The organism is Pseudomonas nicosulfuronedens (genome assembly GCF_005877905.1).
Lineage (GTDB): Bacteria > Pseudomonadota > Gammaproteobacteria > Pseudomonadales > Pseudomonadaceae > Pseudomonas > Pseudomonas nicosulfuronedens.
Genome location: NZ_SWDV01000023.1, coordinates 35304 through 60001, shown reverse-complemented (window position 1 = coordinate 60001; position 24698 = coordinate 35304). Strand labels below are relative to the sequence as shown.

The following is a 24698-nucleotide window of genomic DNA, read 5'->3' as shown; positions in this document are numbered from 1 at the left end:
GGAATCAACTACGGCGTTGCGAATGGCACAGGCTTAGTGGGCCTTATGAGCGGCGACCGGTGAGAGGCCGGCCGCCGCGTGCGGGATCACCCGTTGGCTCCGCCGTCGCCGGCGTTTTTCTTCAGCAGCTGCAGGGCTTTTTCGGTCTGCGCGATGCAGGCCTTGGTGTCACCCGCGGCCTGGGCCTGGGCGGCCTTTTCCTGCAGGCGCATGGCCTGCTCCTGGGCCTGGGTGTTGTTGGTGACGGTTTTTACCGCGTCATCGACTTTCTGGAGATTGTCGCTGCACAGGTCGGCGGCGAAAGCCGGTGACGTCAGCAGGGCGGCTGTAATGAGCAGGGCGGCACGTTTCATGGCAGTACTCCTGTCAACTTGACCGTTGTCGCGGACCGCACGAGCGGACCGTACAGGGTGGACTGCCGTGATTCGCGCGGGGTTCAGAGAATCGGCCCGGTGGTGACCGGGAGTTCGACGCAGACGCCCAGACCGGCACCGTCCAGCCCTTCGTGCAGGGAAATGCGCCCGTGGTGGATTTCCACGATGCGCTTGACGATGGGCAGGCCCAGTCCGCTGCCGTGGCTGCTGGCGACGCTGGGGCTGCGGTAGAAGCGGGTGAAGATCGCTGCCTGTTCGGCCGGGGCTACGCCGGGGCCGTTGTCGCGGACCCAGAGGGTCAGACGGTCGCTCGTGCTCTCAAGGCTGACGGCCACGCGGCCGCCTTCGGGGGTGTAGCGCAAGGCGTTGCCGACCAGGTTGGTGAGCATCAGCCCGAGCCACGCCGCTACGCCGCGCAGCGTGACCTCCTGGCTGTCGAGGGTCAGTTCGATCTGTTTGTCGATGGCTTGCGGCGCGAGATCGGCGATGGTGTCTTCGGCCAGCAGGCGCAGGTCCACCGGGGCGAAGATTTCGTGCAGCTCTTCGGCATCGAGCCGCGCCAGCAGGAGGATCTGCTCCATCAGCGCACTGATCCGTTCGACACTGCGGCTGACCTGTTGTAGCCCATGGGCGTGGGCGGCCGGGTCGGACGAGCGCAGTGCTACCTGGGCGTGGGTGCGCAGGCTGGCCAGTGGCGTGCGGATTTCGTGGGCGGCGTCGCTGGTCAGCCGGCGCTCGGCTTCCATCGCCGAATGCAGGCGCTCCAGCAGCAGGTTCAGTTCGTTGACCAGGCTGTGCACCTCCACCGGTGCGCGACTCAGGGCCAGCGGGTGGAGGCTGTGGGCGCCGCGCTGGTGCACCTGTTCGATCAGGCTGCGCAGCGGCGCCAGTCCCTGGCGCACGCCGAACCAGACCAGTACGCCGAACAGCGGCAGTGCCAGCAGCAACGGGAACAGGGCGCTGAACAGCAGCAGATGCAGGGTCTTGTGGCGGTAGTGCAGGTCCTCGAAGACCCAGATGCGCACTTCATCCGCTCCCGTCGTGGCCATCTGCAGGACGCGCCAGTTGACCCCGCCGCTGAGCAGGTCGGAGAAGCCCGGCGGTTGCGCCTCGATTCCCCCGGGCGGCTTGTGGGTGGCCAGCAGCGGTTGGCCGCGATACCAGATGGCGTAGCCCAGCGTGGCTTCGCGACGGATCAGTGGCAGCCCTTCGATGGCCTTGCGGCTGCGCGCGAGGATTTCCATGGCGTCGCTGGATTGTGGGTCGATGGCGTCGGCGACGTCGACCAGGCTCAGGGCGGCCTGGCCGAAGTCGATCATGTCCTGGTCGTAGAGCCGGTTCACCTGCTCGCGGGTCAGGTGATAGGTGAAGAGGCCGGCTACCAGCCACAGCACGGACACACCGCCGATCAGCGTCAGCAACAGGCGCCGGCTGATGGAACCGGCGCGGGGCGGCGAGCTGCTCAAGCTCGTGCGGCGCCTTCGGGGCGGTCGATGCCGTAGCCGATACCGCGCACGGTACGGATCAGGCCGTTGCCCAGCTTGCGCCGCAGGTGGTGGATATGGACTTCGATGGCGTTGCTTTCCAGGTCGCCGTCCCAGCCGTAGAGGGCCTCCACCAGGCGAGCACGGGACAGTACCTTGCCGCGTTGTTCCAGCAGCAGGCGCAGCAGCGCATATTCGCGTGGTGCCAGGTCAACCGGTGAACCGGCCAGGCTGACCTGGTGAGTGGCCGGGTCCAGTGCCAGTTCGCCGTGTTGCAGCAGCGGTGCAGCGCGGCCGGTGTGGCGGCGGGTCAGGGCGCGGACACGGGCGAGCAGTTCATCGAGGTCGAAAGGTTTGGTCAGGTAGTCGTCGGCGCCGGCGTCGAGGCCGGCCACGCGGTCGGCCACCTTGTCGCGGGCGGTGAGGATCAGCACCGGTGTCATGTCACCCCGGCGGCGCAGGCCGCGCAGCACTTCCAGGCCGTCCTTGCGCGGCAGCCCGAGGTCGAGGACCAACAGGTCGAACTCATCGGTGGCCAGCGCCTGATCGGCGGCCACGCCATCGCTCACCCAGTCCACGGTGTCGCCTTCCAGACCGAGCCCTGCGCGAATGCCATCGCCCAGCAGCTGGTCGTCTTCTGCCAACAGGATTCTCATCGATGCCCCCTCAGCCGGCTCTGTGCAGCAGGATAGCCGGCGTCACCCATTTCGGGCAGAGGGTGGCGGCAGCGGATTAAGGTGCAGTTAACGAGTGAGACGCGTTGTAGGGCGAATAACCTGGAACAGGCTGCCCGCCGTCGGAGGTGGCGGCGGAAAACGCTGGAAGCGTTACCCGCCCTACGGTTGGGTATCGGTTGGGCGGGCGCGGGTCACGCGATCCACCAGGTAGACCACGCCGCGATAGTCGATGCCGCCATGGGCGGACAGGCCGATCTCGCAGGTGCGGCTGGTGGAGATGCCTTCCTCGCAGTACTGCACAGCCTCCTTGAGCGTGCGCAGCGAGTGCGCGTTCAGCTCGGGCGTGGTGAAACCCTTGTCGCCGGCAAAACCGCAGCAGTGGATACCTTCGGGGATCACTACTTCGCGGGTGCAGCGTCTGACCAGGTCGATCAGCGCCTGGCTTTCGCCCAGGTGCTGGGTGCTGCAGGTGACGTGGACGGCCACCGGCTTGTCCTGCGGCTGGAAGTCCAGACGCTCGACCAGGTGCGTGCGGATGAACTTCACCGGGTCGTAGATCTTCAGCCGGTCGTCCGCCAGCTCCTGCACCAGGCGCAGCGTGCAGGGGCTGGTGTCGCAGTAGATCGGGTCGAGGCCGCCACGGCTGGCGCGCAGCAGTTCGGCGAGCAGCTCGTCGCGCTTGGCGTCGGCCTGCTCCTTGTAGCCCTTGGAGGCGAACGGCTGGCCGCAGCAGAGGTTATCGGCGTTGTCCGGGAAGACCACCTGGTAGCCGGATTTCTCCAGCAATTGGCGGGTCTTTTCGATCAGCGGCATCTGCTCCTCGTCCGCCGCCGCCGGGCCCATGGCGCGGGAGACGCAGGCGGTCAGGTAGACGACGCGCGGCTTGCCGTTATCCACAGGTTGCGACGTAGCTGCGAGACGCACCGGCTGCGGCATGGCAGGTGTCCACTGCGGCACGCGGCCCTTGCTGGCGTGGCTGATGGAGGCGCTGATGCGAGCGAGGCGTGGCGCTCCCAGAACGATGCGCGCGCCATTGGCGGCATGCAGCATGAACTTCGCGCCTTTCAGCGCCGTGGCGAAATTGCGTGCCAGCCAGGTGGCGGTGCCGGCGTGGTGCGCTTCCACGCCGCGCAGCTTGCGGATCAGCTCGCCGGTGTTGATGTTCACCGGGCAGCGCTGGGCGCACAGGCCGGTGGCGGCGCAGGTGTCGATGCCCTGGTACTGGTAGTCGCGCTCCAGCTCCGTGGTGTCGACGCCGGCGCGGCGCTTGGCCTGGATGTCGCGCCACAGGACGATGCGCTGGCGCGGGCTGAGGGTCAGTCCCTTGGACGGGCAGACCGGTTCGCAGAAGCCGCACTCGATGCACTTGTCGACGATCTCGTCGGCGGCCGGCAGCGGCTTGAGGTTCTTCAGGTGCAGCTGCGGATCGTCGGTCAGTACCACGCCCGGGTTGAGGATGCCGGTGGGGTCGAGCAGACGTTTCAATTGCCACATCAGCTGGTAGGCGTCATGGCCCCATTCCAGCTCGACGAAGGGCGCCATGTTGCGCCCGGTGCCGTGCTCGGCCTTGAGCGAGCCGCCGTATTCCACGGCGACCAGGTGCGCGACGTCGTCCATGAAAGCCGAGTAGCGTGCTACCTGCTCGGGCGATTCGAAGCCCTGGGTGAAGACGAAGTGCAGGTTCCCTTCCAGCGCGTGGCCGAACAGGATGGCCTCGTCGTAGCCGTGCTTGTCGAACAGCTCGATCAGGCGGTTCACGCCTTCGGCCAGCTGTTCGACAGGGAAGGTGACGTCCTCGATGATCACCGTGGTACCGGTCTCGCGCACCGCGCCGACGGCCGGGAAGGTGTCCTTGCGGATGCGCCAGAGCTGGTTGTAGACCACCGGGTCTTCGCTGAAGTCGACCTGTTTTTCCACCGGGTAATCGGCGATGGAGGTGCTGATCTGCGCGAGCTGTTCATGCAGCAGCGACTGGGTCGCGGCACGGGACTCGATGAGCAGCGCACAGGCGCCTTCGGAGAGACTCTTCACCCACACCGGCATGCCCTGCATGTTTTCCACCGAGCGCAGGCTGCGGCGGTCCAGCAGCTCCACGGCAGACACTGGCTGCTGCTTGAGCACGGTCACTGCCTTGCAGCAGGTCTCCACGTCAGGGAAGACGATCAGCGCGCTGGCCTTGTTCGGGTGGTCCGGCACGGTGTCGTAAGTCACCGCACTGATGAAGCCCAGGGTGCCCTCGGAGCCGACCATCAGGTGGGTGAGGATATCCAGCGGCTCGTCGTAGTCGACCAGTGCGTTCAGTGACAGGCCAGTGGTGTTCTTCAGGCGGTACTTGTGGCGGATTTTCGCGGCGAGCTCGGTGTTGGCGCGGGTTTGCCGGCCCAGTTCGGCGAGGTGGTTGAGCAGCGCGCCGTGGCTTTCGCGGAAGGCCGCGACGCTACCGGGTAGCTCGCTGTCCAGCAACGTACCGTCGGCCAGCAGCAGGCGCATGCCGGCCAGGGTGTGGTAGCTGTTCTGCGCGGTGCCGCAGCACATGCCGCTGGCATTGTTGGCGACGATCCCGCCGATCTTGCAAGCGTTGATCGATGCCGGGTCCGGGCCGATCTTGCGGCCGAACGGAGCGAGCCAGGCGTTGGCCTGGGCGCCGATGACGCCGGGCTGCAGGCGAATCTGCGTGCCGCCCTCGCGGATGTCGCGGCCGTTCCAGTTGTCACCCAGCACCAGCAGCACCGAGTCGCTCACGGCCTGGCCGGAGAGGCTGGTGCCCGCAGCGCGGAAGGTCACCGCCACCTGATTGGCATGAGCGGACTTGAGCAGGGAAGCGACTTCGTCTTCGTTCTCGACGCGGATCACCAGCTTGGGAATCAGCCGATAGAAGCTGGCGTCGGTGCCGAAGGCCAGGGTCGAGAGCGGATCGTCGAAGCGGCGCTCACGGGGGATCAGGTGTTCTACCGTGTCGAGGAAGGCGGCAGGGAGGCTCATGGCGGCTCCATTCATCATCGGTGAGCGTGGGCCGCTGGACGGCCCATCGGTGTTCTTTTATCGAACGCGCCGGAGCGCGCTCTTCCTGTAGGAGCGAGCTTGCTTGCGAACCTGCGCAGCTTCGTGCCGGCCCGGTTCGCGAGCAAGCTCGCTTCTACAAAAGCAGAGCGTTTACTGCCCCAACTCGCGTACCAGCGAGTCGCGGGTGATCTCGCTGATGGATTTGGCGCCAGTGAGCACCATCGCCACGCGCATTTCCTTCTCGAACAGGTCCAGCAGATTCTTCACGCCGGCTTCGCCATGGGTCGCCAGGGCGTAGAGGAAAGCACGGCCGATGAGCACGGTGTCGGCGCCGAGGGCAATCATGCGGACCACGTCCAGGCCGTTGCGGATGCCGGAGTCGGCGAGGATCTTCAGGTCGCCCTTCACTGCGTCGGCGATCGCCGGCAGGGCGCGGGCGCTGGAGAGCACGCCGTCGAGCTGGCGGCCGCCGTGGTTGGACACGACGATACCGTCGGCGCCGAATTTCACCGCATCCTTGGCGTCTTCCGGATCAAGGATGCCCTTGATGATCATCGGGCCGTCCCAGAATTCGCGAATCCACTCCAGGTCCTTCCAGGAGATCGACGGGTCGAAGTTGGCACCCAGCCAGCCGATGTAGTCGGCCAGGCCGGTGGGGTTGCCGCGGTACTTGGAGATGTTGCCCAGATCGTGGGGCTTGCCCAGCAGGCCGACATCGAGCGCCCAGGACGGGTGGGTCATGGCCTGCCAGACGCGACGCAGCGGCGCGTTCGGGCCGCTCATGCCGGCATGGGCGTCGCGGTAGCGGGCACCGGGCACCGGCATGTCGACGGTGAACACCAGGGTCTTCACGCCAGCGGCCTTGGCGCGCTCCAGGGCATTGCGCATGAAGCCGCGGTCCTTGAGCACATACAACTGGAACCACATGGGCCGGTCGATGGCCGGAGCGACTTCCTCGATCGGGCAGACGGACACCGTGGACATCGTGAAGGGGATGCCCTTGGCGGCGGCCGCGCGGGCAGCCTGCACTTCGCCGCGGCGGGCATACATGCCGGTCAGGCCGACCGGGGCCAGGGCGATGGGCATGTTCAGCTTCTCGCCGAACAGCATCGTCTCCAGGCTCAGCTCGGACATGTTCTTCAGCACGCGCTGGCGCAGGGCGATGTTGGCCAGGTCGTCGACGTTGTTGCGCAGGGTGCGCTCGGCGTAGGCGCCGCCGTCGGCATAGTGGAAGAGGAATGGCGGCAGCTTGCGCTGGGCGGCGGCGCGGTAGTCGGTAGAGGCAGAAATGATCATGGGCGTCCCATCGGTGAGGGTCTGTCGATTAAGGCGTCACGGTGACGGCAGGAACCCAGAACAAACTAGACGTTTACCGGGTTCGCTGCAGTCGCGCGTGCCGCTTGGGCCGGCCGCTGCGCCGTTCAACCTGTGAACGGCGCAGCGGCGATGACTCCCTTAGTGAACCAGCATGCCGGTGAAGATGTAGGCCTGGGCCAGGGTGATCAGACCCACCATGGCGGCGAACATCAGGCTGTGCTTGAGGGTGAAGCGGAACAGGTCGGATTCCTTGCCCACCATGCCGGTCGCGGCGCAGGCGACGGCGATGGATTGCGGCGAGATCATCTTGCCGGTCACGCCGCCGCTGGTATTGGCGGCCACCAGCAAGGTGTCATTGACGCCGATCTGGTGCGCGGTGGTGGCTTGCAGCGAGCTGAACAGCGCGTTGGAGGACGTATCCGAACCGGTCAGGAACACGCCCAGCCAGCCCAGGAACGGCGAGAAGAACGGGAACGCCGCGCCAGTGCCCGCCAGGACCAGCGCCAGGGTGGTGGACATGCCCGAGTAGTTGGTGACGAAGGCGAAGGCCAGCACCATGCCGATGGAGAGGATCGGCCATTTCAGCTCGAGCAGGGTTTCCTTGAATGTGGTCAGACCAGTTTTCGCACCGATGCGCAGGATGAACATCGAGATCACGGCGGAGAAGAAGATCGCGGTGCCGGTGGCCGATACCGGGTCCAGTTTGAACACGGCGGCGATCGGTGTCGGGTTGGCGACGATGGGGGCGGTCTTCACCACCAGTTGGTCCAGGTGCGGGATGGAGAAGTTGAACACCAGGTTGTACAGCGCGCCGCCCGGCGCAAAGAGCGCCTTGAACGGTTTCAGGGTCCAGATGGTGACGAGTACCGTCAGCACCAGGAAGGGCGACCAGGCCTTGAGGATCTCGCCGAAGCTGTAGGGCGTCGGCTCGGCGCTGCGCGGGCCGTTGCCGCCCATGACGGCAGTGCCGCCAGCGGCGGCGACCACTTCTCGCTCGCCGGCAGGTTGCCAGACCTTGAGGAAGAGGGTCAGGGAAATCAGGCTGACCAGGGCGGAGGTGATATCCGGCAGTTCCGGGCCGATGAAGTTGGAGGTGAAGTACTGGGTGATGGCGAAGCTGCCGCCGGCAACCAGGGCGGCCGGCCAGGTTTCTTTCACGCCCTTGAAGCCGTCCATCATGAACACCAGCCAGAACGGCACGAGGATCGACAGGAAGGGCAGCTGGCGGCCGGTCATGGCGCCGATCTTGAAGGCGTCGATGCCGGTGACCTGGCCTGCGACGATGATCGGGATGCCCAGGGCGCCGAAGGCTACCGGCGCGGTATTGGCGATCAGGCACAGGCCCGCGGCGTACAGCGGGTTGAAGCCCAGGCCGACCAGCAGGGCGGCGGTGATCGCCACCGGGGCGCCGAAGCCGGCCGCACCTTCGAGGAAGGCGCCGAAGGAGAAGCCGATCAGCAGCACCTGCAGGCGCTGGTCGCCGGTGATCGACAGCACTGAGCTGCGGATCACCTCGAACTGGCCACTCTTGACCGTGAGTTTGTAGAGGAACACCGCCGCGACGATGATCCAGGCGATCGGCCACAGGCCATAGGCGAAGCCATAACCGGCGGCGGCGATGGCCATGTCGGCAGGCATGCCGAAGGCGGCGATGGCGATGATGATCGAGAGGGCGAGGGTGATGCTGCCGGCGACGTGGCCCTTGAGGCGGAACACGGCGAGGGCGAGGAAGAAGAACACGATCGGAATGACGGCGACCAGCGCGGACAGGCCGAGGCTGCCGAGCGGGGTGTAGATCTGCTGCCAGGTTTGCATCTGGTTTGGCTCCCTAATTGTTTTTGGGTGGAGGGCCTGGTTGCCGGTCGGGCGATTCCGATGCGCTTGTGGCGCCTGGGCAGACGGTCGACTGATCGCGGCTTGTGTTTTTGTGAACCTGTTGTCGTGCAATTCGACTTCCGGTAAATTGGTAAGACCAATTTACAAGGCCGAGCGCTCAGGGTAAAAGCCCTGCTGGCGACCTGTCAATTTGCTGCCCTGCGACTTTTGTCGAGCGTGATCGGGAAGGCGAATTGGTCTTGTTGCTGGCGGCGGTACTGGTTAGGCTGCCGCGCGCTGTTCAGGTCGCGGCCTGGAGCGCAGCTCCAGAGTGAGAGGCGAGAGGGTTCACGAGCATGAGTTTTGGTCAGGTCAAGCAGCGCCGTCTGTCGGACGACATCGTCGAGCGGCTGGAGGCGATGATCCTCGAGGGCACCCTCAAGGCGGGCGAACGGCTGCCCGCCGAGCGCGTGCTGGCCGAACAGTTCGGCGTGTCACGGCCTTCGCTGCGTGAAGCAATCCAGAAGCTCGGCGCCAAGGGGCTGCTGGTCAGCCGGCAGGGCGGTGGCAACTACGTCAGCGAAGGCTTGGGCTCGATGTTCAGCGATCCGCTACTGCACTTGCTGGAGAGCAACCCGGAGGCGCAGCGCGACCTGCTGGAGTTTCGCCACACCCTGGAAGGCTCCTGCGCCTACTACGCGGCGCAGCGTGCGACCGAGGTGGACCACCAGCGACTGAGGCAGGCGTTCGATGCGTTGCAGGACTGTTACCTGCGTGTGGGCAAGGTCAGTCGTGCGGAAGAGGGCGCGGCGGACGCAGCCTTCCACCTGGCCATCGCCGAGGCCAGCCACAATGCCGTGCTGCTGCACACCATTCGTGGCCTGTTCGACCTGCTCAAGCGCAATGTGGTGACCAATATCGGCGGAATGTACGCGCAGCGCGACGAGACCCGCGAGCAGCTGATGCGTCAGCACCGCGAGTTGTACGAGGCGATTATCGGCGGGCACGCGGAAGCGGCGCGGGAGATTTCCCAGCGGCATATCGACTACGTGCAGGAAGTGCTGGCCGAGGTCCAGGCGAAGGAGTTGCGCCTGCAACGGGCGCAGCGACGCCAGGGTACGGCAGACGCCTGATAGGCAACGCGCCCTCGTGGGAGGGCGCGAAAGGACTTCAGTCGTCCTTGCCGTGGCGAATGGCGCGCTGGATTTCCCGGTCGGAGTCACGCTCCTTCTCGGTGCCGCGCTTGTCGTACTCTTTCTTGCCCTTGGCCAGTGCGATCTCGCACTTGATCAGGTGCTTCTTCCAGTACATCGACAGCGCGACGCAGGCGTAGCCCTTCTGCTGCACGGCACCGAACAGCTTGCCCAGCTCGCGCTTGTGCAGCAGCAACTTGCGCGTGCGCACCGGGTCGGCGATGACGTGCGTGCTGGCAGTGGTCAGCGGCGTGATGTGGCTGCCCAGCAGCCAGGCTTCGCCATCCTTGAGCAGCACGTAGCTGTCCACCAGCTGCGCCTTGCCGGCGCGCAGGCTTTTCACTTCCCAGCCGGCCAGGGCGACACCTGCCTCGAAGCGCTGCTCGATGAAGTAGTCGTGCAGAGCCTTCTTGTTCTGCGCGATGGTCCCCGAAGGGTGTTTCTTCTGTTTAGCCATAGGCCGCGCATTATAGGGAGTCGCTCGCCGCGCCGCTATCGGGACAGCGTGTGACGGCATGCAAGCTTGAGGGTGTGTGGCTAATCTCGGACAATGCGCGCTGTTTTTTTGAGCAGCGGGCGTATGAAACGCCCCACAACCAAGCGAGACGTCTATGAGCACGCATATCCAGCGTTCGGCGCTGCTGCCCTATCCGGCGAAGGCGCTGTACGACCTGGTCAACGATGTGGCGCGCTACCCGGAGTTCCTGCCCTGGTGTTCCGCCTCCACCGTGCTGGAGGCAAGCGATACGGCCATGCGCGCCGAGCTGACCGTGGCCAAGGGCAGCATTACCCAACGCTTCACCACCCGCAACGTGCTGGTGCCCGGGCAGAGCATCGAGATGAACCTCGAGGAGGGCCCTTTCACCCAGCTGCACGGCGTGTGGACTTTCAAGGCGCTGGGTGACAAGGCCTGCAAGATTTCCCTCGACCTGACCTTCGACTACGCCGGTGCGCTGGTGAAGGCCACCCTGGGCCCGCTGTTCACCCAGGCGGCGAACACCATGGTCGACGCCTTCTGTCAGCGTGCCAAGCAGCTGCATGGCTGAGTCCGCGAACATCGCCATCGAAGTCGTCTATGCCTTGCCGGAGAAGCAGGTGCTGCTGCGCCTGAGTGTCCCTCGAGGGACGCGGATGCGCGAGGCTGTGCTTCTGTCCGGTATTGCCGCGCAATTTCCCGGTCTGGATGTGCAGAGCTGCCCGCTGGGTATTTTCGGCAAGGCGGTAGCCAGGCCCGAGGAGCGTGTGCTGGAGGAGGGCGAGCGGGTGGAGATCTATCGGCCTTTGATCGCCGATCCCAAGGAAGTGCGGAAACAGCGGGCCGCGCGAGCCAAGGCGGCGCGCGGCTGATTGCTGTGCGATGCATGATTCTCATGGGATGAAAGCGCAGGCAACAAAAAGCCCGGCATTGGCCGGGCTTTTTCGTTGGAGCGGATCCCTTACTGCGGATCCTTGTCCAGCGGTTCCGGGGTCGGGACCGGCACGGTTTCCACCTGGTCGACTTCCTTCTGGATCTGTTCTTCCACGGAGCCGGGCTTGGCCGGTTCTTCCTTGGGCTGTTCGGGCTGCTGTTGCGGCGCCTCCGGGGCCAGCGGCGGGGTGACGCCGTCCTTGCCGAGGATAGACTCGTCGCGGCTCACGCCGGGCATGAAGTCGCCGTTGAGGCCGATCAACTGGTCGTTTTCACCGAAGAACAGGCTCATGCGCTCCTGCTGGCGCTGACCGCCGCCCGGCTGGATGCTGTAGAGATAGTCCCAGCGGTTGGGGTGGAAGGTGTCCACGATCAGGGGGTTGCCCATGATAAACCGTACTTGGCGCCGGGTCATTCCGGGCTTCAACTGGTCTATCATATCCTGCGTTACAACGTTGCCCTGCTGGATGTCGATCTTGTAGACCCCCGGGAACGAGCAACCGGCGAGTGCGGCGAGTCCCAGCCCGAAAGCGAGACTGGTCAGCATGAGCTTGGCGTTTTGCATCAAGGGGTGACTTCCACTATCTTGGCTGAGCGACGAAATCCCGATCATACCTGTATTGAGAGATGCTGCGAAGCATTCCGCGCCGAGAAAGCACACATGGTTGAAAATAGCGAACTGCGCAAAGCCGGACTGAAGGTCACACTGCCGCGCGTCAAGATCCTCCAGATGCTCGATTCCGCCGAGCAGCGCCACATGAGCGCAGAGGATGTTTACAAAGCGCTGATGGAGGCGGGTGAGGACGTTGGTCTGGCCACTGTCTACCGCGTCCTGACCCAGTTCGAAGCCGCCGGCCTGGTGGTGCGCCACAACTTCGACGGCGGCCATGCCGTCTTCGAACTGGCCGACAGCGGTCACCATGACCACATGGTCTGCGTCGATACCGGCGAAGTCATCGAGTTCATGGACTCGGAAATCGAGAAACGCCAGAAGGAGATCGTCAAGGAGCGCGGTTTCGAGCTCGTCGATCACAACCTGGTGCTGTACGTGCGCAAGAAGAAGTAAGCGCACGCATCAGCAGAAACGGCGACCTTCGGGTCGCCGTTTTCATTTGCGCGGGTTTCAAATGCTGGCAGGTCAGCCTTGTACGGCCGAGTCCACCATCTTGCGCGCGTGGGCCAGGGATTCCTTGGTCAGATCGACGCCGCCGAGCATGCGGGCGATTTCTTCGATGCGTTCGGCCTTCTTCAGGTTGGCCACGGCGGTACGGGTTTCGCTGGTGTCGCGGTCCTTGTGCACGAACAGGTGCTGGTGGCCCTGGGCAGCGACCTGCGGCAGGTGGGTGACGGTCAGTACCTGGCCGCGATCACCGAGGCGGCGCAGCAGCTGGCCGACCACTTCGGCGGTGGGGCCGCCAATGCCGACATCCACTTCGTCGAAGACCAGTGTGGGAGTGCGTGAGGTCTGCGCGGTGATCACCTGGATCGCCAGACTGATGCGCGACAATTCGCCGCCCGAGGCGACCTTGGCCAGGCCCTTCATCGGTTGGCCGGGGTTGGCGCTGACGAGGAATTCCAGCTGCTCCAGGCCGCTGACCTGAGGTTCGTCCGAGCTGGACTGGCGCAGTTCGATGGCGAAACGCCCGCCGGGCATGCCGAGCCGCTGCATCTCCACTTCCACGGCTTTGGCCAGCTTCGGCGCGGCATCCTGGCGAATGCGGCTGAGCTCGTCGGCCTTCTCCTGATAGTGGCGAGCGTAGGCGGACAGTTCGTCGCCCAGGCGCTCCACGGCTTCGTCGTCGGCGTTCAGCGCTTCCAGTTCGTCCAGTAGGCGTTGCTGCAAATCCTGCAGTTCGTGCGGCTGCACGCGGTGTTTGCGGGCGAGGCTGTAGATGGCGTCCATGCGCTCTTCCAGTTGCTGAAGGCGCATGGGGTCGGCGTCGAAGTGGTCGACGAAGCGGTTCAGCTCGCCGATGGCTTCTTCCACCTGGATCTGCGCACTGGACAGCAGGTTCACCGCCTCGCCCAGCGCAGTTGGTTGGGTCTGGAAGGCTGTGAGGCGGTTGAGGCTGGAGGTCAGTGCCGACAGCACGTTGCCGGCATCGCTTTCACTGCAGAGATCGACGACCTGGCGGCAAGCGGCGATCAGGCTGCCGGCGTTGCTCTGGGTCTTGTGTTCGGCTTCCAGCGACTCCAGTTCGTTGTCGCCCAGGCCGAGGTTTTCCAGCTCCTCGAGCTGGTAGCTGAGCAACTGATGGCGGGCGCGTTGCTCGTCGCCATTGCGCGACAGGCGGTCCAGCTCCTGGCGGGTCTGCCTCCAGCGCTGCGCGGCCAGGTGCACCTGGCGCGCCAGGTCCTGGCTGCCGGCGAATTCGTCGAGCAGGCGGCGGTGGGTGTCGGACTTGAGCAGCGACTGGTGTTCGTGCTGGCTGTGGATATCGATCAGCAGCTCGCCCAGGTGCTTGAGATCGCCCAGCGGGCAGGGCGTGCCGTTGATGTAGGCGCGGGAGCGGCCTTCGGCGGTGATCACCCGGCGCAGGATACACGGACCGTCCTGCTCCAGGTCGCGCTCGGCGAGCCAGTCGCAGGCTTCAGCAATCGCACTGACATCGAAGCTGGCGAGAATGTCTGCCTTGTCGGACCCGGGGCGTACGACGCCGCTGTCGGCTCGGTCGCCGAGGGCGAGACCGAGGGCGTCGAGCATGATCGACTTGCCGGCGCCGGTTTCGCCGGTGATCACGGTCATGCCGGCGGCGAGCTCGAGATCGAGGTGCTCGACGATGGCGTAGTTGTGCACGGACAGATGAACCAGCATGGGCGGCGGCTCCGCAGATAAGTCTGGTTATTTATACAGTATTTTTTGCCGCTGGCAATTCTCCCTCGTCGCCTGTGAGGGGTGTGTCCTTGAAGTCATGCCCTTGAAGTCGGAGAAAGGCGCCCCATATACACGGCAGAGCCGCGGACCATTGGGTTCGCCTTGTTTTCAAAGGCTTATTTTCTTTTTAGGAGAGTGGCATGTCTGACGAACAACAGACTCAGGATTCCCAGTTCAACGAGCAGCCGGACACCGGCGCTACCGGGGATCTGAACGCCCGCGTGCTGGAACTGGAAGAGCAGGTAGCCGCGGCGAAGGACCAGAGCCTGCGCGCCGTTGCCGAGTTGCAGAACGTCCGCCGCCGTGCCGAGCAGGACGTGGAGAAGGCGCACAAGTTCGCCCTGGAGAAATTCGCCGGCGACTTGCTGCCGATCGTCGATACCCTCGAGCGCGCGCTGGAGATGTCGAACCCGGAAGATGAAGTGATCAAGCCGATGCGCGAAGGCATCGAGCTGACGCTGAAGATGTTCCACGACACCTTGAAGCGCTACAACCTCGAGCCGGTCGACCCGCACGGCGAGCCATTCAACCCCGAACACCACCAGGCCATGGCCATGGAAGAGAGCATCCGCCTCGAGCCGGGCAGCGTGGTCAAGGTGTTCCAGAAGGGTTATCTGCTCAACGGTCGTCTGCTGCGTCCGGCCATGGTCGTGGTCAGCAAGGCACCGGAACAAACCCCGCCTTCGATCGACGAGAAGGCTTGAAATCCACCACCCGGTCCCCATCTGGGTAATCAACCGAGCCAAAGACCCGCAACAGGGTCAGCGCGGAATCTAATTTCTGGAGAGTGAACTATGGGCAAAATCATTGGTATCGACCTGGGGACCACCAACTCCTGTGTGTCCATCCTGGAGAACGGTAACGTCAAGGTCATCGAGAACGCCGAAGGCGCTCGTACCACCCCGTCGATCATCGGCTACGCCAACGACGGTGAAATCCTGGTAGGTCAGCCGGCGAAGCGCCAGGCTGTGACCAACCCGACCAACACCCTGTACGCAGTGAAGCGCCTGATCGGCCGTCGCTTCGAAGAAGACGTCGTGCAGAAAGACATCAAGATGGTGCCGTACAAGATCGTCAAGGCTGACAACGGTGACGCCTGGGTCGAAGCCAAGGGCCAGAAGATGGCTCCGCCGCAGGTCTCTGCCGAAGTCCTGAAGAAGATGAAGAAGACTGCCGAGGACTACCTGGGCGAGCCGGTCACTGAAGCGGTCATCACCGTTCCGGCCTACTTCAACGACAGCCAGCGTCAGGCCACCAAGGACGCCGGCCGCATCGCCGGTCTGGACGTCAAGCGCATCATCAACGAACCGACCGCGGCCGCGCTGGCCTATGGCCTGGACAAGGCGAAAGGTGATCACACCATCATCGTCTACGACCTGGGTGGCGGTACCTTCGACGTGTCCGTGATCGAAATCGCCGAAGTCGATGGCGAGCACCAGTTCGAAGTGCTGGCCACCAACGGCGACACCTTCCTCGGTGGTGAAGACTTCGACCTGCGCCTGATCGACTACCTCGTCGAGGAGTTCAAGAAAGAGTCCGGCATGGACCTGAAGGGCGACCCTCTGGCCATGCAGCGTCTGAAGGAAGCGGCCGAGAAGGCCAAGATCGAGCTGTCCTCGACCCAGCAGACCGACGTCAACCTGCCGTACGTCACTGCTGACGCCAGCGGCCCGAAACACCTGAACGTCAAGGTTTCCCGCGCCAAGCTGGAATCCCTGGTGGAAGACCTGGTCACCCGCACCATCGAGCCGTGCCGCGTTGCGCTGAAAGACGCAGGCCTGGACGTGTCGAAGATCGACGAAGTGATCCTGGTCGGCGGCCAGACCCGCATGCCGCTGGTACAGAAGACCGTTGCCGAGTTCTTTGGCAAGGAAGCGCGCAAGGACGTCAATCCGGACGAAGCTGTTGCCATGGGTGCTGCCATCCAGGGCGCCGTACTGGCCGGCGATGTGAAGGACGTGCTGCTTCTCGACGTCACCCCGCTGACCCTGGGTATCGAAACCCTTGGTGGCGTGATGACCGCGCTGATCGACAAGAACACCACCATTCCGACCAAGAAATCGCAGGTGTTCTCCACTGCCGATGACAACCAGGGCGCCGTGACCATCCATGTTCTGCAGGGCGAGCGCAAGCAGGCCGGCCAGAACAAGTCGCTGGGCAAGTTCGACCTGGCCGACATCCCGCCGGCTCCGCGTGGTGTGCCGCAGATCGAAGTGACCTTCGACATCGACGCCAACGGCATCCTGCACGTCGGCGCGAAAGACAAGGCCACCGGCAAGCAGCAGTCCATCGTGATCAAGGCTTCCTCGGGTCTGTCCGAAGACGAGATCCAGCAGATGGTCCGCGACGCCGAGGCGAATGCCGAGGAAGACCGCAAGTTCGAGGAACTGGCCGCTGCCCGCAACCAGGGTGATGCGCTGGTCCACGCGACTCGCAAGATGGTCACCGAGGCTGGCGACAAGGCTACTGCCGAAGAGAAAGCCGCCATCGAGAAAGCTCTCGGCGAGCTGGAAGTTGCCGTGAAGGGCGACGACAAGGCCGAGATCGAAGCGAAGATGAATGCGCTGTCCCAGGCATCCACTCCGCTGGCGCAGAAGATGTATGCCGAACAGCCGCAGCCGGGTGCTGCCGCTCAGGGCGAGGCCGCTGACGACAAGGCTGGCGACGATGTCGTCGACGCCGAGTTCGAAGAGGTCAAGGAGAACAAGTAAGCCGCGTGCTTGCTTCCGCTCCGGCGCACCGACCAGCGTGTCGGTGCGCATGAAACGTCACGCGGGGGCTTGCTCCCGCGTTGGCGTGTCTGGGGGAACGGTTTTTAGAGTGCAGGAAAGTTATGGCCAAACGTGATTTTTACGAGGTACTGGGTGTCGAGCGCGGCGCCAGCGAAGCGGACCTGAAGAAGGCCTATCGCCGGCTCGCCATGAAGTTCCACCCGGACCGCAATCCCGGCGACAAGGAGGCCGAGGATAAATTCAAGGAGGCCAACGAGGCGTACGAGGTCCTGTCCGACGCCAGCAAGCGCGCGGCTTACGACCAGTACGGCCATGCCGGCGTCGACCCGCAGATGGGTGGCGGCGGTGCTGGCTTCGGCGGCGCGAGCTTCTCGGACATCTTCGGTGATGTCTTCAGTGATTTCTTCGGGGGTGGCGGCGGTCGCGGCGGTTCCCGTGGCGGCCCGGCCCGCGGCGCGGACCTGCGCTATACCCTCGATCTCGACCTGGAAGATGCGGTTCGCGGCACCACCGTGACCATTCGCGTTCCCACCCTGGTCGGCTGCAAGACCTGCAGCGGCAGCGGCGCCAAGCCCGGCACCACGCCGGTCACCTGTACCACTTGTGGTGGTATCGGCCAGGTACGCATGCAGCAGGGCTTCTTCTCGGTGCAGCAGACCTGCCCGCGTTGCCATGGCAGCGGCAAGATGATCACCGACCCCTGTGGTTCCTGCCATGGCCAGGGCCGGGTGGAAGAGCACAAGACCCTGTCGGTGAAAGTGCCGGCCGGCGTCGATACCGGTGATCGCATCCGCCTGACCGGCGAAGGCGAAGCTGGCGCTCATGGTGGCCCGGCGGGCGACCTGTACGTGGTGGTGAATGTGCGCGAGCACGACATCTTCCAGCGCGACGGCAAGCATCTGTACTGCGAAGTACCGATCAGCTTCGCCGATGCCGCTCTGGGCGGCGAGTTGGAAGTGCCGACCCTGGATGGTCGCGTGAAGCTGAAGATTCCCGAGGGTACTCAGACCGGCAAGCTGTTCCGTCTGCGCGGCAAGGGCGTTGCCCCGGTGCGTGGTGGTGGTGCCGGCGACCTGATGTGCCGCGTGGTCGTGGAGACGCCTGTGCAGTTGGACAAGCGTCAGCGCGAACTCCTGGAAGAGTTTCGCGGTACCCTGCAGGGCAACTCTTCCAACTCGCCCAAGGCCAGTGGCTGGTTCGAGGGCATGAAGCGCTTCTTCGACGATCTATGATGCAGGGCCCCGGCGATGCGAGTCGTCCGGGGCTTTTTTAGCTGGGAGCTGTTTTATATGCGACGTATAGCCGTAATGGGCGCCGCCGGGCGCATGGGCAAGACCCTGATTGAAGCTGTCCAGCAGACCAATGGCAGCGCAGGCCTGACTGCGGCGGTCGACCGCCCGGACAGTACGCTGGTCGGCGCTGACGCTGGCGAGCTGGCCGGCCTGGGCCGTATCGGCGTGCCGCTGTCGGGCGACCTGGTCAAGGTGGTCGACGAGTTCGACGTGCTGATCGACTTTACTCATCCGACTGTAACCCTGAAGAGCCTGGAAGTCTGCCGCAAGGCTGGCAAGGCCATGGTTATCGGTACCACTGGCTTCTCCGCGGCGGAGAAGGAACTGCTGAGCGAGGCGGCGAAGGATATCCCCATTGTCTTCGCGGCCAACTACAGCGTCGGCGTGAACCTCTGCCTGAAGCTGCTCGACACTGCCGCTCGTGTGCTGGGTGATGACGTGGATATCGAGATCCTCGAGGCGCACCACCGCCACAAGGTCGATGCTCCGTCCGGCACCGCGCTGCGCATGGGCGAAGTGGTTGCCAATGCGCTGGGTCGTGATCTGGAAAAAGTGGCCGTGTACGGTCGCGAAGGTCAGACCGGCGCACGCCCGCGCGAGACCATCGGCTTCGCCACTGTGCGTGCTGGTGATGTGGTGGGTGATCACACGGTACTGTTCGCCGCCGATGGCGAGCGCGTGGAAATCACTCACAAGGCCTCGAGCCGCATGACCTTCGCTCGTGGCGCCGTACGTGCTGCGCAGTGGCTGGAAGGGCAGGCCAACGGCCTGTATGACATGCAGGATGTTCTCGGCCTGCGCTGAGCGGCATGGCCGTACGTCGTGCAAAAGGTGGACCATGATGTCGCATTTCTGTAAACTACAGCTTTAGTGTGTCCACTAAAAGCAGCGCAGCATGAATCACATAAAAAGCGGGATGACTTCTTCTGATGTCATCCCGCTTTTTTACAATCTGCGCACGCCCAGCCAGGCTTGAACTACGGGAGGTCTTCTTGACTAAGCCAGCCATACTTGCACTTGCCGACGGCAGCGTTTTTCGCGGTGAAGCCATCGGCGCCGACGGCCAGACCGTCGGAGAGGTGGTGTTCAACACCGCCATGACCGGCTACCAGGAAATCCTTACCGATCCTTCCTACGCCCAACAGATCGTCACCCTGACCTACCCGCACATCGGCAACACCGGCACCACGCCGGAAGACGCCGAGTCGAACAAGGTCTGGGCCGCCGGCCTGATCATCCGTGACCTGCCGCTGCTGTCCAGCAGCTGGCGCGACAAGCAGTCCCTGCCGGATTACCTGAAAGAGAACGGCACCGTTGCCATCGCTGGCATCGACACCCGTCGCCTGACTCGCATCCTGCGCGAAAAGGGTTCGCAGAACGGCTGCATCCTGGCTGGCGACGACGCCACCGAGGAAAAAGCCCTCGAACTGGCGCGCGGCTTCCCGGGCCTGAAAGGCATGGACCTGGCCAAGGTCGTGTCTTCCACCGAGAAGTACGAGTGGCGCTCCAGCGTCTGGAGCCTGGAAACCGATAGCCACCCGGAAATCGCCGCCGCCGACCTGCCGTACCACGTGGTCGCCTACGACTTCGGCGTGAAGCTGAACATCCTGCGCATGCTGGTCGCCCGTGGTTGCCGCCTGACCGTCGTTCCGGCGCAGACCCCGGCGAGTGAAGTGTTGGCCCTGAACCCGGACGGCATCTTCCTTTCCAACGGCCCTGGCGACCCCGAGCCGTGCGACTACGCCATCCAGGCCATCCGCGAGTTCCTCGACACCGAGACGCCGATCTTCGGTATCTGCCTGGGTCACCAGCTGCTGGCCCTGGCTTCCGGCGCCAAGACTGTGAAAATGGGCCACGGCCACCATGGCGCCAACCACCCGGTGCAGGACCTGGATTCGGGCGTGGTGATGATCACCAGCCAGAACCATGGTTTCGCTGTGGACGAGGCGAGCATGCCAAGCAACCTGCGCGCTACCCACAAGTCGCTGTTCGACGGCACCCTGCAGGGCGTCGAGCGCACCGACAAGGTGGCCTTCAGTTTCCAGGGCCACCCGGAAGCCAGCCCTGGTCCGCACGACGTGGCTCCGTTGTTCGACCGCTTCATTGCGGCGATGGCCGAGCGCCGCTGAGTCCGAGCTCGAAGAGGGAAAGAAGATGATGCCGACCCTGGGAATCACCGACCTCTGGACCTACGTCCTGGGTACGTTGTTCATCGTCCTGCTGCCGGGGCCGAACTCGCTGTTCGTCCTCGCCACCGCCGCCCAGCGCGGCGTGGCCTCGGGCTACCGGGCGGCGAGCGCGGTGTTCCTCGGCGATGCGATCCTGATGTTCCTGTCGGCACTGGGCATCGCCTCGGTCCTCAAGGCTGAGCCCATGCTGTTCCTGGGGTTGAAGTACGTCGGCGCCGCCTACCTGTTCTATCTGGGCATCGGCATGCTCCGTGGTGGCTGGCAGAAGCTGCGCCACCCGCTGGAAGCGGCCGCCGCGCCGTCCAAGGAAGTGGACGTCAACCAGCCGTTCCGCAAGGCGTTGCTGCTGAGCCTGTCCAATCCCAAGGCGATCCTCTTCTTCATTTCCTTCTTCATCCAGTTCGTCGACCCGGGTTACGCCTATCCCGGCCTGTCGTTCCTGGTACTGGGCACGATCCTCGAGATCATCAGCGCCCTTTACCTGAGCTTCCTGATTTTCTCCGGTGTGCGTCTGGCGGCCTGGTTCCGTCGGCGGCAACGGCTGGCTGCCGGCGCTTCTAGCGGCGTCGGCGCCCTGTTTGTCGGCTTTGGCGTGAAGCTGGCCAGCGCAACCCTTTCCTGAATATTGCAACGAGAGTCCCATGCCCAAGCGTACAGACATCAAGAGCATCCTGATCCTCGGCGCCGGCCCGATCGTCATCGGCCAGGCCTGCGAGTTCGACTACTCCGGCGCACAGGCCTGCAAGGCCCTGAAGGAAGAAGGCTTCCGTGTCATCCTGGTGAACTCCAACCCGGCCACCATCATGACCGACCCGGCCATGGCCGACGCCACCTACATCGAGCCGATCAAGTGGCAGACCGTCGCCAAGATCATCGAGAAGGAGCGCCCTGACGCGCTGCTGCCGACCATGGGCGGCCAGACTGCCCTGAACTGCGCCCTGGACCTGGAGCGCCACGGCGTGCTCGAGCAGTTCGGCGTGGAAATGATCGGCGCCAACGCCGACACCATCGACAAGGCCGAAGACCGTTCGCGCTTCGACAAGGCCATGCGTGACATCGGCCTGGCCTGCCCGCGCTCGGGCATCGCACACACCATGGAAGAAGCCTACGGTGTGCTGGAGAAGGTCAACTTCCCGTGCATCATCCGTCCGTCCTTCACCATGGGCGGCACCGGCGGCGGCATCGCCTACAACCGTGAAGAATTCGAAGAGATCTGCACCCGCGGCCTGGACCTGTCGCCGACCAACGAGCTGCTGATCGACGAATCGCTGATCGGCTGGAAGGAATACGAGATGGAGGTTGTCCGCGACAAGAAGGACAACTGCATCATCGTCTGCGCCATCGAGAACTTCGACCCGATGGGCGTGCACACCGGTGACTCGATCACCGTAGCGCCGGCGCAGACCCTGACTGACAAGGAATACCAGATCATGCGCAACGCCTCGCTGGCGGTGCTGCGTGAGATCGGCGTGGAAACCGGCGGTTCCAACGTGCAGTTCGGCATCTGCCCGAACACTGGCCGCATGGTCGTGATCGAGATGAACCCGCGTGTATCGCGTTCCTCGGCGCTGGCTTCCAAGGCCACCGGCTTCCCGATCGCCAAGATCGCCGCCAAGCTGGCTGTCGGCTATACCCTCGACGAACTGCAGAACGACATCACCGGCGGTCGCACCCCGGCGTCCTTCGAGCCGGCGATCGACTACGTCGTCACCAAGATCCCGCGTTTCGCCTTCGAGAAATTCCCGAAAGCCGACGCCCGCCTGACCACCCAGATGAAATCCGTGGGTGAAGTCATGGCTATCGGCCGCACCTTCCAGGAGTCCGTGCAGAAAGCTCTGCGCGGCCTGGAAGTCGGCGCCACCGGTTTTGATCCGAAGCTCGACCTGAGCAACCCGGAAGCCGAGAGCATCCTCAAGCGCGAGCTGACCGTGCCCAATGCCGACCGCATCTGGTACGTCGCCGACGCCTTCCGCGCCGGCAAGAGCATTGCCGAAGTCTTCGACCTGACCCGCATCGACGAGTGGTTCCTGGTGCAGATCGAAGACCTGGTCAAGGACGAAGAGCGCGTCAAGACCCTGGGCCTGTCCGCGATCGACCGCGACCTGATGCTCAAGCTCAAGCGCAAGGGCTTCTCCGATGCGCGCCTGGCCACCCTGCTCGGCGTGACCGAGAAGAACCTGCGCAACCACCGCCACAAGCTCAAGGTGCTGCCGGTCTACAAGCGCGTCGATACCTGCGCCGCCGAGTTCGCCACCGACACCGCCTACATGTACTCGACCTACGAGGAAGAGTGCGAAGCCAATCCGTCGACTCGCGACAAGATCATGATCCTGGGCGGCGGTCCGAACCGTATCGGCCAGGGCATCGAGTTCGACTACTGCTGCGTACACGCCGCGCTGGCCATGCGTGAAGACGGTTACGAGACCATCATGGTCAACTGCAACCCGGAGACCGTCTCCACCGACTACGACACTTCCGACCGCCTGTACTTCGAGCCGGTGACCCTGGAAGACGTGCTGGAAATCGTCCGCGTCGAGCAGCCCAAGGGCGTCATCGTGCAGTACGGCGGCCAGACCCCGCTGAAGCTCTGCCGTGCCCTGGAAGAAGCCGGTGTACCGATCATCGGCACCAGCCCCGACGCCATCGACCGCGCGGAAGATCGCGAGCGCTTCCAGCAGATGGTTCAGCGCCTGAACCTGCGTCAGCCGGCCAACGCCACCGCGCGCAGCGAAGACCAGGCCCTGGAGCTGTCGAAGAACATCGGTTACCCGATGGTGGTTCGCCCGTCCTATGTACTGGGCGGCCGTGCGATGGAAATCGTCTACCAGGAAGAAGAGCTCAAGCGCTACATGCGCGAAGCCGTGAAGGTTTCCAACGACAGCCCGGTGCTGCTGGATCGCTTCCTGAACTGCGCCATCGAAGTCGATATCGACGCAGTGTGCGACGGTGAGACTGTGGTGATCGGCGCGATCATGCAGCACATCGAACAGGCTGGCGTGCACTCCGGTGACTCCGCCTGCTCGCTGCCGCCTTACTCGCTGCCGCAGCACATCCAGGACGAGATTCGTGAGCAGGTCAAGAAGATGGCCCTGGAGCTCGGCGTGGTCGGCCTGATGAACGTGCAGATGGCCGTTCAGGGCGAAGATATCTACGTGATCGAGGTGAACCCGCGCGCGTCCCGTACCGTGCCGTTCGTCTCCAAGTGCATCGGCGAATCGCTGGCGAAAGTTGCGGCCCGCGTCATGGCTGGCAAGTCCCTGGCCGAAGTCGGCTTCACCCAGGAGGTGATCCCGCCGTACTATAGCGTCAAGGAAGCGGTGTTCCCGTTCGCCAAGTTCCCCGGTGTCGACCCGATCCTCGGCCCAGAGATGAAGTCCACTGGCGAGGTGATGGGTGTCGGCGACAGCTTCGGTGAGGCCTTCGCAAAAGCCCAGCTGGGTGCCAGCGAAATCCTGCCGAACGCCGGTTGCGCCTTCATCAGCGTCCGCGAGGACGACAAGCCGCAAGCCGTTCAGGTCGCCCGCGACCTGGTCGCGCTGGGCTTCGAGGTCGTTGCCACCGCCGGCACGGCCAAGGTGATCGAGGCTGCCGGTCTGCCGGTACGCCGTGTGAACAAGGTGACCGAGGGCCGTCCTCACGTGGTCGACATGATCAAGAATGACGAAGTCACCTTGATCATCAACACCACCGAGGGCCGCCAGTCCATCGCTGACTCGTACTCCATCCGTCGTAACGCCCTGCAGCACAAGATCTACTGCACCACCACCATTGCGGCTGGGCAGGCGATCTGTGAGGCGCTCAAGTTCGGTCCCGAGAAGACCGTTCGCCGTCTGCAGGATCTCCATGCAGGGATCAACGCATGAGCAAATTTCCAATGACCGTCCAGGGCGCTCGCGCCCTGGAAGAAGAGCTGAAACACCTGAAGACCGTTCTGCGCCCGCAGATCACCCAGGCCATCGCCGAAGCGCGTGAGCTGGGCGACCTCAAGGAAAACGCCGAGTATCACGCGGCTCGTGAACAGCAGGGCATGTCCGAGGCTCGCATCCGCGACATCGAGGCCAAGCTGTCCAACGCGCAGATCATCGACGTGACCACCATTCCGCACAGCGGCAAGGTGATCTTCGGCACCACCGTCGATATCGCCAACGTCGAGACCGACGAGACGGTGACCTACCAGATCGTCGGCGACGACGAGGCGGACATCAAGAACAGCAAGATCTCGGTCAACTCGCCGATCGCCCGTGCGCTGATCGGCAAGACCGAAGGCGACGCCGTTCTGGTCAAGACTCCGGGTGGTGACGTCGAGTACGAGATCGTTGAAGTCCGCCACGCCTGATCG

At 64.2% G+C, this 24698-nt stretch carries 21 protein-coding genes; 12 read left to right on the top strand and 9 right to left on the bottom strand.

Annotated features, from left to right (window positions below; translation table 11 throughout):
• Positions 1-86: 86 nt before the first annotated feature.
• From FAS41_RS17805 to FAS41_RS17780, 6 genes are all read right to left on the bottom strand, one after another.
• The gene (locus FAS41_RS17805; protein WP_138524546.1) at positions 87-353 is read right to left on the bottom strand and encodes a hypothetical protein; all 267 of its coding nucleotides are present in this window, start codon (positions 351-353) and stop codon (positions 87-89) included.
• 83 nt (positions 354-436) lie between these two features.
• Entirely contained in the window at positions 437-1840 is a 1404-nt protein-coding gene (locus FAS41_RS17800) for a sensor histidine kinase (protein WP_138524544.1), read from the bottom strand.
• Positions 1837-2514 carry a response regulator gene (locus FAS41_RS17795; protein ID WP_138524541.1) on the bottom strand — a complete coding sequence of 226 codons (678 nt, stop codon included), beginning with the start codon at positions 2512-2514 and terminating at the stop codon, positions 1837-1839. The genes FAS41_RS17800 and FAS41_RS17795 overlap by 4 nt, the downstream gene beginning before the upstream one ends.
• Before the next feature lie 180 nt (positions 2515-2694).
• Positions 2695-5517, bottom strand: a complete 2823-nt coding sequence (locus tag FAS41_RS17790) for an FAD-binding and (Fe-S)-binding domain-containing protein (protein ID WP_138524538.1) — start codon at positions 5515-5517, stop codon at positions 2695-2697.
• A gap of 171 nt (positions 5518-5688) precedes the next feature.
• Complete coding sequence (gene lldD / locus FAS41_RS17785) at positions 5689-6834, bottom strand: FMN-dependent L-lactate dehydrogenase LldD (protein WP_138524536.1); 1146 nt, start codon at positions 6832-6834, stop codon at positions 5689-5691.
• 159 nt (positions 6835-6993) lie between these two features.
• Entirely contained in the window at positions 6994-8670 is a 1677-nt protein-coding gene (locus FAS41_RS17780; protein WP_138524534.1) for a lactate permease LctP family transporter, read from the bottom strand.
• Positions 8671-9026: 356 nt separating this feature from the next.
• Between FAS41_RS17780 and FAS41_RS17775 the strand changes: the two genes are divergently transcribed.
• Complete coding sequence (locus FAS41_RS17775; RefSeq protein WP_138524532.1) at positions 9027-9803, top strand: FCD domain-containing protein; 777 nt, start codon at positions 9027-9029, stop codon at positions 9801-9803.
• 37 nt (positions 9804-9840) lie between these two features.
• On the opposite strand, the gene smpB is transcribed toward FAS41_RS17775, so the two are convergent.
• The gene (gene smpB, locus FAS41_RS17770; protein WP_017518965.1) at positions 9841-10320 is read right to left on the bottom strand and encodes an SsrA-binding protein SmpB; all 480 of its coding nucleotides are present in this window, start codon (positions 10318-10320) and stop codon (positions 9841-9843) included.
• A 154-nt stretch (positions 10321-10474) separates the two neighbouring features.
• Between smpB and FAS41_RS17765 the strand changes: the two genes are divergently transcribed.
• Positions 10475-10909: a type II toxin-antitoxin system RatA family toxin gene (locus FAS41_RS17765; RefSeq protein WP_138524530.1), complete on the top strand. Its 435-nt coding sequence runs from the start codon at positions 10475-10477 to the stop codon at positions 10907-10909.
• The gene (locus FAS41_RS17760; RefSeq protein WP_138524528.1) at positions 10902-11210 is read left to right on the top strand and encodes an RnfH family protein; all 309 of its coding nucleotides are present in this window, start codon (positions 10902-10904) and stop codon (positions 11208-11210) included. Before FAS41_RS17765 ends, FAS41_RS17760 begins: the two co-directional genes overlap by 8 nt.
• Before the next feature lie 89 nt (positions 11211-11299).
• Here the strand turns inward: FAS41_RS17760 and FAS41_RS17755 are convergent, their stop codons facing one another.
• Positions 11300-11836, bottom strand: coding sequence for an outer membrane protein assembly factor BamE (locus FAS41_RS17755; RefSeq protein ID WP_138524526.1), 537 nt, complete (start codon positions 11834-11836; stop codon positions 11300-11302).
• A 96-nt stretch (positions 11837-11932) separates the two neighbouring features.
• Between FAS41_RS17755 and fur the strand changes: the two genes are divergently transcribed.
• Entirely contained in the window at positions 11933-12337 is a 405-nt protein-coding gene (fur, locus tag FAS41_RS17750) for a ferric iron uptake transcriptional regulator (protein WP_009613072.1), read from the top strand.
• A 72-nt stretch (positions 12338-12409) separates the two neighbouring features.
• On the opposite strand, the gene recN is transcribed toward fur, so the two are convergent.
• Complete coding sequence (gene recN, locus FAS41_RS17745) at positions 12410-14086, bottom strand: DNA repair protein RecN (protein ID WP_138524524.1); 1677 nt, start codon at positions 14084-14086, stop codon at positions 12410-12412.
• Positions 14087-14286: 200 nt separating this feature from the next.
• On the opposite strand from recN, the gene grpE reads away from it, so the two are divergent.
• From grpE to greA, 8 genes are all read left to right on the top strand, one after another.
• On the top strand, positions 14287-14850 hold the full coding sequence (grpE, locus tag FAS41_RS17740; protein ID WP_081520689.1) for a nucleotide exchange factor GrpE: 564 nt from the start codon (positions 14287-14289) through the stop codon (positions 14848-14850).
• A 90-nt stretch (positions 14851-14940) separates the two neighbouring features.
• Entirely contained in the window at positions 14941-16857 is a 1917-nt protein-coding gene (gene dnaK / locus FAS41_RS17735) for a molecular chaperone DnaK (protein ID WP_045216722.1), read from the top strand.
• A 122-nt stretch (positions 16858-16979) separates the two neighbouring features.
• Positions 16980-18110 (top strand): molecular chaperone DnaJ, encoded by a 1131-nt coding sequence (dnaJ, locus tag FAS41_RS17730; RefSeq protein ID WP_038803372.1) that lies wholly within the window; start codon positions 16980-16982, stop codon positions 18108-18110.
• A 57-nt stretch (positions 18111-18167) separates the two neighbouring features.
• Positions 18168-18974 (top strand): 4-hydroxy-tetrahydrodipicolinate reductase, encoded by an 807-nt coding sequence (dapB, locus tag FAS41_RS17725; RefSeq protein WP_138524522.1) that lies wholly within the window; start codon positions 18168-18170, stop codon positions 18972-18974.
• A 188-nt stretch (positions 18975-19162) separates the two neighbouring features.
• Complete coding sequence (gene carA, locus FAS41_RS17720) at positions 19163-20299, top strand: glutamine-hydrolyzing carbamoyl-phosphate synthase small subunit (protein ID WP_138524520.1); 1137 nt, start codon at positions 19163-19165, stop codon at positions 20297-20299.
• Positions 20300-20327: 28 nt separating this feature from the next.
• On the top strand, positions 20328-20981 hold the full coding sequence (leuE, locus tag FAS41_RS17715; RefSeq protein ID WP_138524518.1) for a leucine efflux protein LeuE: 654 nt from the start codon (positions 20328-20330) through the stop codon (positions 20979-20981).
• A gap of 19 nt (positions 20982-21000) precedes the next feature.
• On the top strand, positions 21001-24222 hold the full coding sequence (carB, locus tag FAS41_RS17710; protein WP_138524516.1) for a carbamoyl-phosphate synthase large subunit: 3222 nt from the start codon (positions 21001-21003) through the stop codon (positions 24220-24222).
• Positions 24219-24695, top strand: coding sequence for a transcription elongation factor GreA (gene greA / locus FAS41_RS17705; protein ID WP_015478940.1), 477 nt, complete (start codon positions 24219-24221; stop codon positions 24693-24695). The genes carB and greA overlap by 4 nt, the downstream gene beginning before the upstream one ends.
• Positions 24696-24698: the final 3 nt, after the last annotated feature.